At 38.7% G+C, this 17,691-nt stretch carries 18 protein-coding genes; 17 read left to right on the top strand and 1 reads right to left on the bottom strand.

Annotated elements, in window-relative coordinates; genetic code table 11:
• Window positions 1-219: EAL domain-containing protein (locus CXF89_RS01280; RefSeq protein WP_121953573.1), on the top strand; the 219-nt coding region annotated here is incomplete at its 5' end.
• Here CXF89_RS01280 and CXF89_RS01275 read toward each other — a convergent pair.
• Window positions 216-1,124, bottom strand: a complete 909-nt coding sequence (locus CXF89_RS01275) for a 1-aminocyclopropane-1-carboxylate deaminase/D-cysteine desulfhydrase (RefSeq protein WP_121953572.1) — start codon at window positions 1,122-1,124, stop codon at window positions 216-218. The two genes, CXF89_RS01280 and CXF89_RS01275, sit on opposite strands and share 4 nt — an antisense overlap.
• Before the next feature lie 77 nt (window positions 1,125-1,201).
• On the opposite strand from CXF89_RS01275, the gene CXF89_RS01270 reads away from it, so the two are divergent.
• Genes CXF89_RS01270 through CXF89_RS01195 form a run of 16 tightly spaced genes read left to right on the top strand, consistent with a single transcriptional unit; the run spans window position 1,202 to window position 17,571 of the window.
• Window positions 1,202-2,125: an MSHA biogenesis protein MshI gene (locus CXF89_RS01270; RefSeq protein WP_121953571.1), complete on the top strand. Its 924-nt coding sequence runs from the start codon at window positions 1,202-1,204 to the stop codon at window positions 2,123-2,125.
• Window positions 2,122-2,721, top strand: coding sequence for a PilN domain-containing protein (locus CXF89_RS01265; protein ID WP_231612761.1), 600 nt, complete (start codon window positions 2,122-2,124; stop codon window positions 2,719-2,721). Before CXF89_RS01270 ends, CXF89_RS01265 begins: the two co-directional genes overlap by 4 nt.
• On the top strand, window positions 2,718-3,395 hold the full coding sequence (locus CXF89_RS01260) for an agglutinin biogenesis protein MshJ (RefSeq protein WP_121953570.1): 678 nt from the start codon (window positions 2,718-2,720) through the stop codon (window positions 3,393-3,395). Before CXF89_RS01265 ends, CXF89_RS01260 begins: the two co-directional genes overlap by 4 nt.
• Window positions 3,373-3,699 (top strand): agglutinin biogenesis protein MshK, encoded by a 327-nt coding sequence (locus tag CXF89_RS01255; RefSeq protein ID WP_024594540.1) that lies wholly within the window; start codon window positions 3,373-3,375, stop codon window positions 3,697-3,699. The genes CXF89_RS01260 and CXF89_RS01255 overlap by 23 nt, the downstream gene beginning before the upstream one ends.
• Window positions 3,683-5,341 carry a pilus (MSHA type) biogenesis protein MshL gene (gene mshL / locus CXF89_RS01250; protein ID WP_121953575.1) on the top strand — a complete coding sequence of 553 codons (1,659 nt, stop codon included), beginning with the start codon at window positions 3,683-3,685 and terminating at the stop codon, window positions 5,339-5,341. Before CXF89_RS01255 ends, mshL begins: the two co-directional genes overlap by 17 nt.
• A gap of 2 nt (window positions 5,342-5,343) precedes the next feature.
• The gene (locus CXF89_RS01245; protein WP_121953569.1) at window positions 5,344-6,246 is read left to right on the top strand and encodes an ExeA family protein; all 903 of its coding nucleotides are present in this window, start codon (window positions 5,344-5,346) and stop codon (window positions 6,244-6,246) included.
• Window positions 6,243-7,385 (top strand): tetratricopeptide repeat protein, encoded by a 1,143-nt coding sequence (locus CXF89_RS01240; RefSeq protein WP_121953568.1) that lies wholly within the window; start codon window positions 6,243-6,245, stop codon window positions 7,383-7,385. The genes CXF89_RS01245 and CXF89_RS01240 overlap by 4 nt, the downstream gene beginning before the upstream one ends.
• Window positions 7,382-9,109: a GspE/PulE family protein gene (locus CXF89_RS01235; RefSeq protein ID WP_121953567.1), complete on the top strand. Its 1,728-nt coding sequence runs from the start codon at window positions 7,382-7,384 to the stop codon at window positions 9,107-9,109. Before CXF89_RS01240 ends, CXF89_RS01235 begins: the two co-directional genes overlap by 4 nt.
• Window positions 9,096-10,316, top strand: a complete 1,221-nt coding sequence (locus tag CXF89_RS01230; protein WP_121953566.1) for a type II secretion system F family protein — start codon at window positions 9,096-9,098, stop codon at window positions 10,314-10,316. The genes CXF89_RS01235 and CXF89_RS01230 overlap by 14 nt, the downstream gene beginning before the upstream one ends.
• Window positions 10,317-10,320: 4 nt before the next feature.
• Window positions 10,321-10,905 (top strand): pilus assembly FimT family protein, encoded by a 585-nt coding sequence (locus tag CXF89_RS01225; protein WP_121953565.1) that lies wholly within the window; start codon window positions 10,321-10,323, stop codon window positions 10,903-10,905.
• Between the two features lie 22 nt (window positions 10,906-10,927).
• On the top strand, window positions 10,928-11,488 hold the full coding sequence (locus CXF89_RS01220; protein WP_121953564.1) for a prepilin-type N-terminal cleavage/methylation domain-containing protein: 561 nt from the start codon (window positions 10,928-10,930) through the stop codon (window positions 11,486-11,488).
• An 8-nt stretch (window positions 11,489-11,496) separates the two neighbouring features.
• Window positions 11,497-11,988 carry a type II secretion system protein gene (locus tag CXF89_RS01215; RefSeq protein ID WP_121953563.1) on the top strand — a complete coding sequence of 164 codons (492 nt, stop codon included), beginning with the start codon at window positions 11,497-11,499 and terminating at the stop codon, window positions 11,986-11,988.
• The gene (locus CXF89_RS01210) at window positions 11,975-12,514 is read left to right on the top strand and encodes a type IV pilus modification PilV family protein (RefSeq protein WP_121953562.1); all 540 of its coding nucleotides are present in this window, start codon (window positions 11,975-11,977) and stop codon (window positions 12,512-12,514) included. Before CXF89_RS01215 ends, CXF89_RS01210 begins: the two co-directional genes overlap by 14 nt.
• Complete coding sequence (locus CXF89_RS01205) at window positions 12,514-13,353, top strand: PulJ/GspJ family protein (RefSeq protein ID WP_121953561.1); 840 nt, start codon at window positions 12,514-12,516, stop codon at window positions 13,351-13,353. Before CXF89_RS01210 ends, CXF89_RS01205 begins: the two co-directional genes overlap by 1 nt.
• Window positions 13,343-13,834, top strand: coding sequence for an agglutinin biogenesis protein MshP (locus CXF89_RS01200; protein WP_121953560.1), 492 nt, complete (start codon window positions 13,343-13,345; stop codon window positions 13,832-13,834). The genes CXF89_RS01205 and CXF89_RS01200 overlap by 11 nt, the downstream gene beginning before the upstream one ends.
• Window positions 13,831-17,571, top strand: a complete 3,741-nt coding sequence (locus tag CXF89_RS01195) for an H-type lectin domain-containing protein (RefSeq protein WP_121953559.1) — start codon at window positions 13,831-13,833, stop codon at window positions 17,569-17,571. Before CXF89_RS01200 ends, CXF89_RS01195 begins: the two co-directional genes overlap by 4 nt.
• Window positions 17,572-17,691 lie beyond the last annotated feature (120 nt).

The raw sequence follows: 17,691 nt of genomic DNA, 5'->3' as shown, positions 1-17,691 counted from the left end.
TCATACGAATTAATTCATTTGTTAAATGAAAAAACTCAAAATCAAAGGCAAATAAAAAAGATAGTCGAAGCCGCAAACCTTTTAAATTTACCCGTATATGCCGTTGGCGTAGAGACTCAAAAAGAGTTGTTTACGCTTGCCAAGTTGGGAGTGGTTGGAGCTCAAGGGTTTTACTTTTCAGAGCCACTTCAAGAGTTTACGCAAGCGGTATTTCATTAAATTAAGCCTCTATATTTAAGACCATTTAGCCCCTGAAGTCCGCCGGTATGGACCGCAATAATCTTACTCCCAGATGGGAAATAATCTTGCTCAATAAGTTGCCACAATGCATACATCATTTTTCCGCTATAAATAGGCTCAAGCGGTAGGTTGTGTGTGCGGCCTATATCTTGGCAGAACTGCCATAACTCAGGTGAAAATTTTCCATAACCACCACCATGAAACTCTGTGAGTAACTGCCAGTTAGTTTGATTATTAGCTTTAGCGCTCAGCTTTTTTATTTCTTCATTTAAATAATCAGCTTGTTTTAATACCGCTATACCAATAATTTGTGTAGTTGAAGCACTGCCTTCTATTAATCCAGCAAGCGTGCCACCGCTACCTGTAGGACAAGCTAAGTAGTTATGTTCGGGTAAGCTTTGTACTAACTCTTTACATCCTAATAAGGCGTGCTCGTTTGTACCACCTTCAGGAATGATATAAGCATTTGGAAAGCGCTCTTGCAAAGCATTAAGGTAATCGGTGTCTTGGCGTTTTCGATACTCTATACGATTAACAACATGTAGGTTCATACCACAATGTTTTGCAAATTGGATTGTTGGGTTGTTGTTATCCAGTTCTGGTCCGCGAATAATCGCGTGAGTTTTTATATTAAATTCTTTTCCTGCGGCTGCGCAGGCGTGAATATGGTTTGAAAACGCACCACCAAAAGTCAGAAGCTCTGTTTTATTTATCTTTTGCATATGCGCTAAATTGTATTTTAATTTACGCCATTTGTTACCACTTATTAGCGGATGTAGTAGATCGTCACGTTTTATACCTAAACAAATATTTCTCTTTTTTAGAAACGTTGTATCTATTTGCTGAATATAGTTATTTTCTTTAGTTTCAAATGATTTATGCATATTTATTAGTTTTCAACTTGGCAAAGTAAATAAAATGTACGACACTTGGTTAATACATCATTAACAATAGTAGCTATATGAAAGAAAAGCTGTTTTCTTGGTTGAATCGTAGTTTGGATCCTAATACAGCTATAGGTGTTGCTGCTTATGCAGATACTGTTAACGCGGTATGTTTAAAAAAACAACGAGACCAATGGATAGTTCACAGCTCACATAGTGTCAACGTATCTGAACAAGCCGATTATACCGCTGCTATTGTTGCTTGCACAAATCAAGTTTCTACAGACATTTGTGCGGTTAATTTAGTTATACCGCATTACTTTTATCAAATAGTGCAAATGGATAAACCAAATCTTAGTGATGAAGAAATCATCCAATCACTCCCTTGGACTACAAAAGATTTAGTTGATATAGCCCCTGAAAATATTGTTGCTGATTTTATCGATTATCCAATAACGCTACCGATGCAAAGCAGCAAAATGAATGTGTTTATTACTAATAAGCTGCAACTACTTCCGTTTATAGACAGTTTTGAACAAACCAAACCTGTTTTGCGTGCAATGACCTCTGAAGAAATGATTCTGGTTACCTTGTTTGGCTCATATAAAGAGGCGCATATGCTGATTGTGCAGCATGCTAATCATGAACCTCGAATCTTAATTATTCGTGATGGACAATTAGTATTAGCTAGGCGATTAAATGGTTTTTTAGGTATTTCTGATAAGGATCAAAACCAAGGACTAGTAGAGGCGTTAGGGTTAGAAATTCAGCGTTCAATGGACTTTTTTGAAAGCCAGCTCAAGCAACCGCCAATTCGCAGCATACAGCTACAGTGCGATGATTTATCTTCATCAACTCTTAGAGCCGGTCTTGCAGAGTTTTTACAAGTAAAAGTTGTAGATTTTGCGCCTAACTTAGAATTAGCGCAGCAATTAGAGCCAAACTTTTATTATGCGCTCGGGGCAGCCTATCAATTAACAGATCCGGAGTCTGTGCTATGAAAACCCGGATTAATTTTTATCAAAAAACCTTACGAGTACGCCGAGACCCAGTCCCTTTGTCTGGAATGATTACGTTGTGGTTAGGTGCGCTATTAATTATTGTAATCACGTGGGCTTTTTACAGTTATAAAACTTATTCAAGTGAGCTTGATTTAGAACAAAAAAAGGAATATCTCAAACAAGGAAAAGCTCAGTTAGAAGTTGTAAAACAGCAGCTAGCAGAGAAGCAAAATAAAACAATTTTTATTAATGAGCTAAAAACACTTCAGCAAGAGGTTTTGCATAAGCAGCAAATATTTAGTTATTTAGAGCAAAGCTCAGATCAATCCGCAACCGACTATGCGCAGGTTATGCAAGATTTAGCCAAGTATCACGAGCCTAATATCTGGCTTACCCATATTAAATTTGTAGGGCAAAGTGTCACGTTTAAAGGGCAAGTATCGCAGTCAAAATTTTTACCTATGTGGTTTAATAATTTAAAGCAGTCACCTTTTTTTATTGATAAAGAATTTTCAGTTTTAGAACTGTCAACAAAAGATGGTCTGAGTGAATTTAATGTGGCGACCGACCTTGCTGATAAAGGCGCTAAACCATGAACAACAAGAAAGACAAAGGTTGGCCTATTTGGGCAAAGTATCGAGCTCAATTTGCATCGCTGCAAAAGCGTGAGAAGTATTCAACTGTATTTGTAGGCTTATTCATGGTGATTTACCTCGGTCTGTGGTTTGTTATTTTTCCACAGCAAGATGAAGTTGCTCATATTCGCTCTGAACAAAATGCAGCATTGCAGGAGTTACAGCAGATAAATGCGCAACTCTCCATGTTAAATCAAGCACTAAACTACGACTACACTAAGGTTTTACGCAGTCAAATTGCACAAACCAGAGATGAATTAGCTGAAATAAATAATCAACTTAATAGTTTTAGTCAAGGCTTTGTAGCGGCTAAAAATGTACCTGCCGTTTTAAAAGATTTGCTCGTAGATAGTAGCGCCGTAAAAGTGAGTAGCTTTAATGTCAAACCAGCACAGGCTATCGATGTAGAAAAACTAGGTGAACATGATACGCAAACATTATTTTTTGAGCATCAGATGGTCGTTACTTTAGAAGGTAGCTACTTTAGCTTACAAAAATATTTAGCCGCATTAAAAAATAATCAAGATAAGTTATTAATACAGGAGTTTAGTTATCAGGTACTAGAGTACCCTCAAGCTGAATTAACTTTACAAATTGCTACAGTGAGCGCTAATGAAAAATTTATCGCATTATAATTTATGTTTTTTATTACTTTTGTTCACTTTCGCACCCAGTGCATTAGCGCAATTACGCGATCCTACTCAACCAAATATGTATGTAAATAACAACAAGAGTGTAACTCAAAACACAGAACTTAAATTGCAATCTATTATTAAAAACAGTACAGCATTTAAGGCTATTATTTCTGGCCATATTTATCGAGTGGGTGATGCTGTAGACGATTTTCGGGTGCTAAGCATAAACTCAAAACAGGTTGTGCTAGCAAATGACGATAAACAAATAAAATTAGAATTATATGACTATGAAATTAAAAAATAATTTATCTTACCCGTGGCTTGTTCTCCTATTATTGCCTACATTTTTAACGGCTTGCCATAGCTTTAAGCCTGGTAAAGAAGTTAAAACTCATATAGAACAAGAGCTGGCTGAAGAACCTGTAGAAGCTAAAGCGATTGCGCCTTTACAGATGCCGAGTGAGCTTACCCAAAGCCTACTATCATCAATAAATAATGAGCAAACTATAAGTGATGATTTATCTATAAAGCGTTTTGATGTAGCCGCTAATGACGTTGAAATAGGTGCCTTTTTTGCAGGCTTAACGGACGATACGCCTTTTAGTGTTGCTGTGCATCCCGAGGTAAATGGCACAATTAGTTTAAATCTTAAAAGCGTTACTTTTAATGAAGTCATTGCAGTTATTAAGCGTATGTATCCTTTAGACATTGTTAATGAAGGACGAATAGTACAAGTACTGCCAGCCAAAATGCGCACAGAAACAATACCTGTAAATTATTTAATGATGCAGCGCCATGGTCAGTCTACAGTGAGTGTGGTTGCTGGTGGGGTTAGTCAATTTGCACAAAGTGGCAGTAGTTCGAGTGGTTCAAGTTCAGGTAGTAGTAACCAGCAAAATAATGAGTTTGGCGGCGATAATCAAAGCTTAGATTTAAACGGTTCTCGAATCCAAACAATTAATAAAAATGATTTTTGGAAAGAATTAGAAGTCGCCCTTAAGTCTTTAATTGGCGCAAGCGATGGGCGCTATGTTGTTGCAAGCCCACAAGCTAGTTTGGTAACCGTAAATGCACTACCAAGCGAAATTAGTCAGCTAAAAGAGTTTTTGCGTCAAAGCCAAGAAAACCTGCAACGCCAAGTTATTCTAGAAGCAAAAATAATAGAAGTAACTTTAAAAGATGAGTACCAACAGGGGGTTAACTGGGAGCGTATAGCGAGTGGTTTAGAAGGCGGTATTTCGTTTGCTACAACAGCGGGTTCTACTATTAGTAATAGTATTTCAGCCGCAATTGGTGGAGCGTCATCGCTAACCATTCAAAAAGGAGACTTTAACGGGGTTATTAATTTGCTTGAAACGCAAGGTGATGTGCAAATGCTATCTAACCCTCGAGTTACCGCTACAAACAATCAAAAAGCAGTTATAAAAGTAGGGCAAGACGAATATTTTGTTACTAATGTATCAAGTACGACGGTAACGGGTACTGCTACAACGACCTCGCCTGAAATTGATTTAACGCCGTTCTTTTCTGGTATTGCCCTTGATGTGACACCGCAGATTGACAAGTATGGCTCAGTAATTTTACATGTTCACCCTTCAGTAACTGAAACAGAAGAGCAGCTAAAAGTAATTACATTAGACGATCAACGTTTTGAGTTGCCTCTAGCACAAAGTAACATTCGAGAATCAGATACTGTTATTCGCGCTCAAAGTGGCGAAATAGTGGTTATTGGTGGTTTGATGCAAACATCAACACAGGATGAAGAATCAAAAACCCCGGTGTTGGGTGATATCCCACTATTTGGCAATTTATTTAAAAGTATTCGTAAACGCCAAGAGAAAAAAGAACTGATTATTTTAATCAAACCAACGGTTGTTATGCCAGATACGTGGAAAAAACAACAAGGTGAAAGCCGTCAGCTTTTAAAAACATGGTATGAAAACTAACCATGTATTTAAGCTTTTTTAATTTAAGTGAAATGCCTTTCACGTTAACCCCTAACACAGAGTTTTTTTGTGCACTTGAACCGCACCACGAAGCGATGCAAGTGTTAACAACAGCTATTGAAATGGGTGAAGGGTTTATTAAAGTCACTGGTGAAGTTGGCACTGGTAAAACGCTACTGTGTAGAAAGCTATTAAACCAACTTGAGCCAGATTACATTGTGGCTTATTTGCCTAATTCCTATTTAAGCCCTGAAGAACTTAGATGGGCGATTGCAATTGAGCTGGGCATGGATGTAGATAAAGCATTAGATCAGCAAGCACTAGGGCAGCTTATAAATCATCACCTACTTGACTTACAAGAAGATAATGAGCGTGTAGTGCTTTTGATAGATGAGGCGCAATGCTTGAGTTGGGAGACTCTAGAAGCGTTGAGATTATTTACAAACTTAGAAACAGAAAGCGAAAAGCTAATTCAAGTTGTGTTATTTGGGCAACCTGAACTTGATGAAAAGCTGGCAAACAATAAAGTAAGGCAATTACGCCAACGTATCAGTTTTTCGTATAAATTACGGGCGATGACTGGCGCTGAGGTTGTTTATTATATTAATCACCGCTTACAAGTTGCAGGGTTTAATAGGCCTCCTTTATTTAATAATAGTATAGGGCTCAAAATTGCTAGAGCTAGCCGTGGAATTCCTAGATTAGTTAATGTTTTATGCCACAAAGCACTATTACAAGCTTACGGTGAAGGGTTAAATACAATAACAAATCGCCATATTCAACTTGCCATAAAAGATACCGAAGACTGCGCAAAGTATCGAACCGGACAATATTGGAGCTACAGTGCTTTAATGTTTAGTGTTTTAGCTATTGCTGCCATATGGGCATGGAGGCAGTGGTTATGAGCGTTATAAATAATATGCTTAAAAATATTGAGCAACGAGAAGCTAAACAAGTAAGTACTCAAGAAGGTATAAGCTTAAAGCCGATATATGATGTAAAAAATATTGCATTTAAAGCCGTAATTTTACTTATTATGCTAAGTGTCATTTTTTTAGCATACCTATACTTACCGACCGCCGACAAAAAAGAGACTCAACGTGAGTCTGTGTTACCACAGCAAAAAATGGTCGCGGTTCTAAGCTCTAATTTATCTGATTATCAAGATGAAAAAAGTAATGTAGAACCTTTAGTTGAGCAAGATGCTGTGAAAACGGTTGTGCAAGTTGAGCAGATAAAACCAGAAGTGAATGATTTAGCTGAATCCAAGTTGAGTGAAGCAACATTACTGGTTTCTCAACCAACGGCTGAGCCAGTTGTAATTGCTGAGGTTAAACAAAGGCCTGCACTAGCTAAAGATAATGTGTTGGTAGCTAGCGAAGTTATTGTCATCAAGCCAAAAATTACTTCAGTGACTAAAACTAAGTCTCAAAATACTATGACTAAAAGCGTGGCAGAAGCTAAGTCGCCACAGGCTTTATTGATTGAGCAATTAGCCACAGCTAAACAAGCAATACAGTTTGGCTTATACAACGAAGCCATTAGTGATTTAAATATTATTTTAGCGCAATCGCCTTTACACGTAGAGGCTCGAAATTTACTCGCTGCAACCTACTTTAAACAACAAGATATAAATTCAGCACAACAGGTTTTGCAATCAGGTATTCGCCAAAACCCTAACGTACTTGAATGGCGTGTAATGCTAAGCAAAATACTCATTATGCAACAGCAGTATGAAGGAGTATTGCTGCTTTTAAGTGATGAATTTGAGACTCAAGCGAATCTTGATTTTTGGGTGTTGCAAGGTACTGCAGCACAAAGTGCGAGTAAGCACCATAAAGCACTTGAAAGCTTTAAACATCTTACACAACTACAGCCTAGTCAAGCTAAGTGGTGGCTGGCACTTGCAACTTCAAAAGATGCATTAGGAGAGTACCTCGATGCTAAACAGCTTTACAAAGTGGCTCTAGATTTAGGTGGATTAAATACAGCTATGACGCAGCATGCATTACAGCGTTTAGTTGCGCTAAAGGAGGCCGTATGAGACCTAGTTTAAAAATGCGCTTAGGGGACTTACTGGTTCATGAGCACATGATCACCGAAGCGCAACTAAGCGAAGCGCTAAACGTTCAAGCTGCGACGGGTCGTAAATTAGGTTCGACGCTTATTACACTTGAGTTTATTAGTGAACCACAACTATTACGTTTTTTAGCGCAGCAATTACAAGTACCTTTTTTAGATATATCACAGCGAAAAATATCAGCTGATGTATCTAAGCTTTTATCTGAGGTTTATGCACGTCGCTACAGAGCATTAGTAATTGAAGACAATGGTGACTCTGTTTTAGTCGGGATGAGCGATCCTGCTGATCTAAGGGGGCTTGATCAACTTGCAACTATGCTTGCTCCTAAACGAATAGATTTAGCTGTTGTACAAGAAAGTCAAATAATGGCTGCGTTTGACAACGTATATCGTCGTACAGATGAAATTACTAACTTTGCAGCACAACTCCATGAAGAATATCAAGACGTAGAAGAGTTTGATTTAAACTCTTTAGGTGATGAAACATCTGATGCAACCGTTGTAAAGCTACTGCAATCAATATTTGAAGATGCTGTGCAAGTTCGCGCATCCGATATTCACATTGAGCCAGATGAAGGTTTGCTTCGCATTCGTCAACGTGTAGATGGCATATTACAAGAGCACACTCTTAACCAAGTAAAAATAGCATCGGCACTAGTGCTACGTTTAAAGCTTATGTCGGGATTAGATATATCTGAAAAACGCCTCCCTCAGGATGGTCGCTTTAATATAAAAGTGCGCAGCCATAGTATTGATGTGCGCCTATCTACCATGCCCGTTCAGCATGGTGAATCAGTTGTAATGCGTTTGCTTGATCAATCAGCAGGATTATTATCGTTAGATGAAACAGGCATGCCAGTACACATATTAAAACGTGTACGCAGCATTATAAAACGTCCTCATGGCATGGTTTTAGTTACTGGGCCAACAGGCTCGGGTAAAACAACCACGCTATACGGTGCATTAAGTGAGTTAAACCAACAAGAAAGTAAAATTATTACAGTAGAGGATCCCGTTGAGTATCGTATTGGCCGTATTAACCAGGTACAAATAAATAATAAAATAGGGCTGAGCTTTGCAAGTATTTTACGGACCACTCTAAGGCAAGACCCTGACATTATAATGGTGGGCGAAATGCGTGACCAAGAAACCGTGGATATTGGATTAAGGGCCGCTTTAACAGGCCACCTCGTACTATCAACGTTACATACCAATGATGCAATTACCAGTGCTATGCGCTTAATCGACATGGGCGCACCAGCCTATTTAGTTGCAAGTTCACTGCGCGCGATTATTGCCCAGCGATTAGTAAGACGAGTATGTAATGACTGCAGAGTACCGTACTTGCCAGATCATCAAGAAATAAGCTGGCTAAAATATTTAGGCGAAGATGTTACTGAAGCTCAATTCTCTAAAGGGCAAGGTTGCACAGCATGTAACCATAGTGGTTATAAAGGGCGTGTAGGTATTTTTGAGTTGCTCGAAATGGATGATGCAATGATGGATGCATTACGAGTTAACGACACGCAAGGTTTTGCAAAAGCCGCTAAAAATAGCGCGAATTTTTCGCCGCTCTCAACAATGGCATTAAAATACGCCAAGCAAGGTGTTACCTCTTTAGATGAAGTATTTAAAGTGGCTGAATATATCCCAGAAATAGTAGGGGATATTGATGCAACTATATAGCTACAAAGCTAAAGACAGCAAAGGTATGTTGGTTAAAGGCCAATTAGAAGCGAGTAACCAAGCTGGCGTAGCTGATAGTTTAATGAAGCGTCAATTTATACCAATATCAATCTCTTTAGTTGAAACAAAAAATAACATCAAAATTTTTGATAATTTATTTGTCGAAAAAATAACGCTAGACGACATGATTATGTTTTCTAGGCAAATGTATTCGCTATTAAAAGCAGGTATACCAATTATACGAGCAATGGTTGGGTTGGCAGAAACAACACAAAATAAAAAATTTAAAAATGTACTAATAGAAGTTACCAAGCAGCTCGAACAAGGTCGCGACTTATCCAGTGCAATGGCTATGCATAACTTGGTGTTTAGCCGTTTAACCGTGTCAATGGTGATGGTTGGTGAAGGTTCTGGTCGATTAGAGGATGCTTTTTATCAACTCGCTATTTATTTTGAAAAAGAACAGGAAACCCGCAAACGAATAAAAGCAGCAATGCGCTACCCCACTTTTGTTATTTTGGCTCTTGTAGCAGCTATGGTTATTTTAAATATTTTTGTAATACCTACCTTTGCGAGCATGTTTGCCAAGTTTGATGCCGAATTACCGTTAATGACACAAATACTAATTGGTACTAGTAGTTTTTTTGTTAATTTCTGGTGGTTGTTGTTGATCATGGGGATTGGCGCGGTATTCGCTTGGAGGCGTTATTTAAATACAGAGCCTGGACGCTTTAAGTGGGATCAATATAAATTAAAAATTCCATTTATTGGGGATATTTTAAAACGGACATTGCTTGCGCGCTACAGTCAAAGTTTAGCTATGGTATTGCGCTCCGGTGTGCCTATGACCACTGGTTTATCACTAACAGCGCATGCCGTAGATAACAGCTATATGGAAAAAGCGATTATTACTATGCGCCAAGATATAGAAAAGGGCGATAGTTTGCTTAGGGCCTCAAAAAGTTCTCAGCTGTTTTCTCAGCTTGTATTACAGATGGTAGCGGTAGGTGAAGAAACGGGCCGGGTTGATGAGCTATTACAAGAGGCTGCTGATTATTATGAGCGTGAAGTTGATTACGATCTACGTAGTTTAACTGCAAAAATCGAACCTATTTTAACTGTGTTTGTTGCCATTATGGTGCTGATTTTAGCGTTGGGTATTTTTATGCCTATGTGGAACATGATGTCAGCGATTAAAGGTAATTAACCAAGTGATTGCGTCAAAGGCTTACTCAAAAGGTTTCTCATTATTTGAGTTAGTTATTGTTGTTATTTTACTGGCAGTAATTTTGAGCTTTGCTATACCTCAATATATAGGTATTAAAAATCAAGCGCATAATGCAAGCGTAGATGCTATTGCAGGTGGCTTTTCATCAGCCGTTGGCATGGTTAGGGGTCAATGGGAATTAGAGGGGAGGCCAAATAGTAGGTCAAATAAAACATTTGTTAATTATGGAGGAGTAATAGTTGGTGTTGATGGAATGTTAGGTACACCAACAAGTGATGAAACAGAAAAAAAAGATACTCGGGTAAAAGCTGTAAATGCTAATAAATGCCGCCAAGTATTAAATGTAATTTTACAAGATGCACCCAGTAGTACGTTAAGTAATGAAATATCAAGAATAAAAAGTGTAAGTTTTTTAGTTAGGTACAATGCAGAAAGTTCGCAATGCGTCTATTATTTAACTCATACCATTGATATTAAAAGTATACCTAGCAATACGGGTAAAATATTAGGGTTAACAGGTTTTTCATATTTTGCTAAAACAGGCAAAGTAAAAATATTTAAAAATTAAGTAATTTAAAAGAGGCTTACTTATGAAAACGCAATCGTTAAAAAGTTTACCAATGAATAAACAAGCAGGTTTTACACTTGTTGAATTGATCATCGTAATTGTTATTTTAGGTATTTTAGCTGTTACTGCAGCACCTCGTTTTTTAAACTTGCAAGGTGATGCCAATGCTTCAACACTTGAAGGTTTACAAGGGTCGATTCGCAGTGGGATGAATATCGTAAATGGTAAGGCTATTATTGCAAGTTTACATAAAAAAACCGCCGCTGAAAACGCTGAGATAACAGGAGATAATGGTGAAAATGTTCCTATTGTTTTTGGTTATCCAGCAGCTTCACTCATTGCATTTAATGCATTTTTAGATGTAGATTTTGCGGAAGGCACTGCTACAGGAACAACCGTGGATACTGGTGATTTTAATCTTGTACAGGTTGCAGCTGATAAGAAAGTAATAATTTTCCCAAATAGCTATGTACAGACAGACCTATGTCGCATCGAATATACAGAAGCTAGTGATGCGAATGCAGGTACCCCCCCAGTTTCAGTAGAAAAACCTACTATTGATATTTATTTAACGGGCTGTTAATTACATAAATGATAAGCAGTAGTAAGCAACGATTGCGTGGCTTCACACTCATTGAGTTAATTATTACTCTAGTAATATTGGGAATACTGTCGGTAACGGCAGTTCCCAAATTTCTGGGCAGCTCAACAGAAGATGCCTATTCGTATAGAGATCGTACTTTAAATGCACTGAGAACAGTGCAGCTACGTGCAATGCAAAATACAGCCATTTCAAGTTGTCATACCCTTTATATTACCTCCACACTTATTGCTCCCTCCACACCCGATACATGTACCGGTGGAGCAGATACCAATAACACCGATCATTTAGTGGTACAAATAAACACGCAAAGAAGTGATATAACATTTAGCGCTTTAGATAGTAACGCGAATATATTTACCCAAATTAGTTTTGATCCTTTAGGTAAATCAAATCAAACCTGTACTACGCAGTGTCGAATAGATGTTGGATTAGCTGGCGTATGCATAAGTGGTGAAGGGCTTATATATGCGTGCCCTTAAAGTAAAAGGTTTTACCTTAATTGAGCTTATTATTGGCATAGTTATGTTTGCGATTGCATTGAGCATTATTACAGCTTTAATTGCCCCACAAGCCAAAAAAAGTGCAGAGCCTATTGTGGCTTTAAGAGCCTCTGAATTTGGCCAATCACTAATGAACGAAATTCAAAGTAAATCATTTGATGAACACAGCGACAGAAGCTCTCCTTTTAAGCGGTGTGGCGAAATATCTATAGGTGCTGAGGCTTGTACCGCACCTGCTGACTTCGGAGTAGATAACTCAGAAACCAGAACCAGTTATAACGATGTAGATGACTATATTGCACTGTCTAACCAGCCTATTACTAATAGCTTAGGTGAGGTGTTAAGGGAGTACAGCGACTTTAATTTAGTTGTTACTGTTGAGTACGATAGCGACTTTAACGAATCGACCACCAACGATGGCACAACCTTTAAGCGTATTACTATTGAAGTAACATCACCCTTAGGCGAAGTTTACGGATTTAGTGCATATAAAGGGAATTACTAATGCAAAGAGCTAAATACCAAAATGCATTTACCCTTATAGAACTATTACTTGTCATGGTTATTATTGGTATTTTAGCCGTAAGTGCATTTTCATTTATTGGTGCTGGAGTCAGTATTTACTCACAAGGGGTTGAGCGCCAAGAAGCAGTAGCTCAGGCCCGCTTTTTAATAACGCGACTTAGTAAAGAGCTTCGCCACGCTACGCCAAATTCGTTAAGGCTTTCTTGCGATAACAGCACTAGCGGAGCGTGCAGTGCTCAGCAGTGCTTAGAATTTACGCCGTTTTTATCGGCGACTCACTATACAAATTACCTACCTACCGTAGCGCCTTTTAATGTTAGCGCTGTTGATTTTGAACTTAATAATTTAACGCAGCCGCAAGCTGGAGATTGGGCAACTATTTACCCATTAAGCAGTGCTGATATATATGATGAAAATAATAGTAAGCGCTTGCAAGTATCAGCATTTAATAGTTCAGCGAGCGAAATTGATGAGTGGCAATTTAGTAAAGCATTTGCCCAAGAGTCGCCGAGTAAACGCCTTTATTTACTCTCTCAACCTGTAAGTTTTTGCGTTGAAGGGCAGTATTTATATAGATATACCAATTACGGTTTTATTGTTAATCAATTAGATGCCGTGAGCTTACAAATAAGCAGTGGTGTTAAACGTGATTTATTAGGTATTTACATTGCCAATAATTTAGCGAGCGATTTATTTTTTACTCTTGATGCGCTCTCCCTACAAAGAAACGCTGTGCTTAATGTGAATGCGCAAATGCAATTTAACGATACTGAAGTAATGAATTTTAACCATGAGGTGCATATTCCTAATGTACCTTAAAAAAAATCATCACGGAAAAGCCTTACCCAGTAAACAAAAAGGGAACTTAATAATTGTTTCTTTGGTAATTATTGTTGCTTTATTAGCACTAGGGTTAGCATTAGTTAAAGTGCTTTCTGGTGCATCACAACAAAATACGATTGAGTATTATGGGGCTCGCGCTTTTATGGCAGCACAAAGTGGATTAGAAAGTGGTTTAACGCAACTCTTTCCAATAAATAGCTCAGTGCAAAACTGTGCATCAGTTACAACTAATTTAACCTTTCAAACTGCATATTTAGCTAATTGTAACGTGCTGGTGAGTTGCGATGAATATATAGACCTACCCGACAGCAGCACAACAAACGGGCTTGTTAATATTTATTACTTACAAAGTAGTGCAACGTGCGCCGCAATTGATTGCCCTGCAGGAAATGATTGCAGAAAGGATTATTGGGAAACACAAAGAACACTCAGTGTGGAGGCTAAAACTTTACCATGATAAAAAGTGCATTAGTCATTATATTTTTTAGCTGCGTGTTACTTTGTAATCACGCAAATGCAGTGCCTCCAAAAATCGAGGGCCGTTATATAGAGCTGCAAGATACATACACATCGCCTGTTTGGACAAAAGTAAATTTTCAACAGCAATATATAACGCCTCCTGCTGTATTTATGCTCTCAACAAACCAAGGTGGAAACCCTGCAATAATAAGAATACGTAATATAACCACAACTAGCTTTGAGGCCTTACCGCTTGAACCTTCAGGAGAAGATGGTGGACATATTAGTATGGGGGCGCACTATTTAGCTGTTGAGTATGGTGTGCATCAATTTCCAGACGGCACAATTATGGAAGTGGGCAGTACAGACTTATTACTCGAATTACAGTATGGCTCTAAGTCTGGCTTTGCTCCACTGACACCTAAAGGCTATAAGTCTTTAACATTTGCTGAACCGTTTACTCAAAGGCCAAACTTTTTCCATTCGTTACAAACACTCAATAGCATAGACAGCAATCCACCTTCTGAGGCATTAATTCCGTTTTTAACAGTTGCAGTAGAAAGTAATTCGCTATCTGCCAGCGGCGTTAATATTGCTTTAGAGGCATCTGAAACAGCACTTGGGCTCATAAAAAACGAAACTGTTGCTTACATGGCAGTGGAGCCAGGAAGTAACCGCACATTTACTGACGATAATGGCGTTGAGGTATCGTGGGAAACTTTTTTCACAGGCTTTGAAATTGACGGTTGGAGCGATGGCTGTAATTACTTTAGTTTTACTAATAACTTTAGTGTGGCTCCTTTGGTGGTTGCAAGTAAAAACTCACGCCAAGAAGATGATGGCGGGTGGCTACGCAGCTGTAACCTAAGAACTGACAGGCTAGGGCTTGTTGTTGACGAAGACCGTGATGGCGATAACGAGCGCCGTCACGTAAACGAGGAAGCATCAATACTCGCCATGACCAGTACCTTTGTATTTAATGGTGATATTTTAGATTGTGATACGTTATTCCCAGGCGCTATTTCTACTTATAACAACGGTGAAGTACAGCTGGTGCAGGGGGTAGAAATAACCGATGGTAATGCGCAGTTTGTCACCACCACAAATTTAATTTCTACAGCGCTGACGAGCCCTCCTTTGTGTAATGGTCAGGCGTGTGTTGCTGGTGGTTATAACTCTTTAGAACCGAATCAAGCGGCGCAGGTGCCAACGGTTACAAATGATGGTAGCTCAACAGGGCCCGTACCTACTTCTTTAGCTGGCGACTATTATTACGATGAGTTGCAGTTAAGTATGCTGGAAACACAATACAGAGTAACAGCGCCTACACGTATTTTTTTAAAAGACACAACCTCACTTCTATCAACTTCATTTTTGAATATAGGTAAAACAAATATAGTAGTAGAAACTGGCGCGTACTTGGCTATTTATGTCGATGGTGCGGTTGCTATTGCAGCCGATGCAAATATTGCGGGCTATATTGTTGCCACTGGTGAGGTAAGAATCGCTCAAAATGTGACGTATCAGGGATCAATTACATCGGCTACTCAAATTATTACCGAAGGGAGCTCAACGTTTGACGCTCTACCAGTACCCGAAAGTATCCCTGGTTTTTGTGGTATTTATACACCAGAAACACTGGATCATTATCGTTTAACAATAAGCGATAACAAAGGTCTAACGTGTGAAGCTAAAGAAATGACACTAACAGCCTGCGCTAATGATGCCTGCGACTTATTATTTGCGGAACCCTCTAGTTTAAACCTTTCTCCAGATAATAGTGGTCAGCAAAGTTGGGTTACAGGGGAGAATATTAATTTTACAGGCTCAACAACTGTTGAGTTTGCTAAACGTACAACTGGTAGCGTTACATTTGGATATAACACTGCTGATCCTTCTGCACCTCTTCGTTGTTATATCGGTGGTAATAATGTTGGTTTGAGTGGCTGTAAAGTTACGTTTTCTGATGCTGGATTTATTTTTAATAATGATACAGATGGAAATACTACAATTCCTACTCAGTTATCAGCAAAGCCTTCAAATACTGGATTTAATGCAAAAGCGCTATCTATTCAAGCGGTAAAAACAAATACCACTACGGGCGTATGCGAAGCTGCATTTCCCGCTGGTGGTGATGTAAGCTTAGATTTATCGTATACATGCAGTGCTGGTGCAAGTTGTTCTGATACGGTTTCACTTAGTAACAACAATAATACCTTTGCGGTCGAGCAAGCAGCTAAATCGTTCACGCTAAACTTTGATAGTGAGTCTAAAGCACCGATTGTTATAAATTATCCCGATGCAGGAAAGTTGAGTTTAAATGTAAACACCAATTTAATTTTAGACCCAGTCACTAATTTATCAGTAAATTTAACGGGTAGTTCAAATGAGTATGTTGTAAAGCCATTCGGATTAGCGATGGAAATTGCAAGTGATGGTTATGCAGCAGACGCTGATGGAAGTTTATTTAGATTAACTGGCGAAGCATTTGATTTAAAGATGAATGCGGTGCGATGGCAAACAGGGCAAGACACTAACAACGATGGTTACCCAGATAACTACAGCAATATAATAAATAACACCATTGCCAAGCACTTTATTACAGAGCAACCACTTGTAGAGGCATTACTTAAAGCGCCTACGCCAGGCGTTCAAGGTACGCTTGAAGCGATGAGCACTGTTGCCTTTAGTGACACAGGCAGTTTGAGTGAATCTATATCGCAGTATAATTACGACCAAGTTGGCATCATTGATTTAACAGCAGGTCTGCAAGATGCCGATTACTTTGGCGCCGGAGATGTAAAAGGTGAGCTGTACAACGTTGGTCGTTTTGCACCTTCGCAGTTTCAGGTAGTGGGGGTTCAAGCTGCCGCAAAATGCACGCAATACGGGAGTAATTTAACTTATCTTGATCAACCTTTTGAACTTGGCTTTACAGTACAAGCACAAAATCAAAATGGTGTGCTAATGACTAATTATAAAGAGGGCTTTGATAAATCGAGTGTAGACGTTAATGCCGAAAATAATGAAGTAGGTAACTATGTACCTGCAACTAATTTTGCTAGCCGCTTAGTAAACCTAGGAAATAATAACTGGGGAGATACAAACGATGGCCAATGGCAAATGAGTCAAATAAATACCACACTTAAAAGGTTAGGTGTAGGACAAGCAGACGGACCGTTCGCTATGGTGAGCTTAATGGCAACGCTTTCTGACATAGAAGGGGCAACACTCATTGATGCAAATGATAAACCTAATACACAAACAGCATGCTCGGGTGGTTGTAATAGCGTACGACTAAATGCATTACCAATAGAGTTTAGATTTGGACGCTTAGTACTTGGTAATAACGCAGGCTCCGATCTCGACCCTTTACTTATTCCTATTCAGGCTCAGTATTACAACGGCAGTGGATTTGTAAATAACGCTGAAGATAATTGTAGTGTATTTGATCATACCCAAATCACTCAAATAGCACCTAGCAGCCCACAATTAACCTATAAATACGGAAATGATGCATCTGGCCAGCTAGAGGCGGGTGTGTATCCGGCAGATAACGGTATTTATGCACAGCCAAATGGTTTGGGTGAATTTACCTTAGAATATAATACTTATGATTGGTTAAAGTGGGATTGGCAGGACGATGGAACACAGCTTGATCCTCGTACTATTTTACAATTTGGACGCTTTAGAGGAAATGATCGGGTTATTTACTGGCGTGAAACACGCGAATAGTTGTAAACTAATATAATAATTGAACAAAGCTTGTGTTTTGTGCTGCAAGTACATAGCATAAGGCTTTAATTATAAAAAATAATAACGACCAAATAATTGCCGCTTTTTGGGACTGGAATA

The sequence above is a fragment of the Pseudoalteromonas sp. MelDa3 genome, from assembly GCF_002863625.1.
GTDB lineage: Bacteria > Pseudomonadota > Gammaproteobacteria > Enterobacterales > Alteromonadaceae > Pseudoalteromonas > Pseudoalteromonas arctica.
The sequence above is the reverse complement of the archived record's forward strand: the minus strand, read 5'-3'. Positions and strand labels throughout refer to the sequence as shown.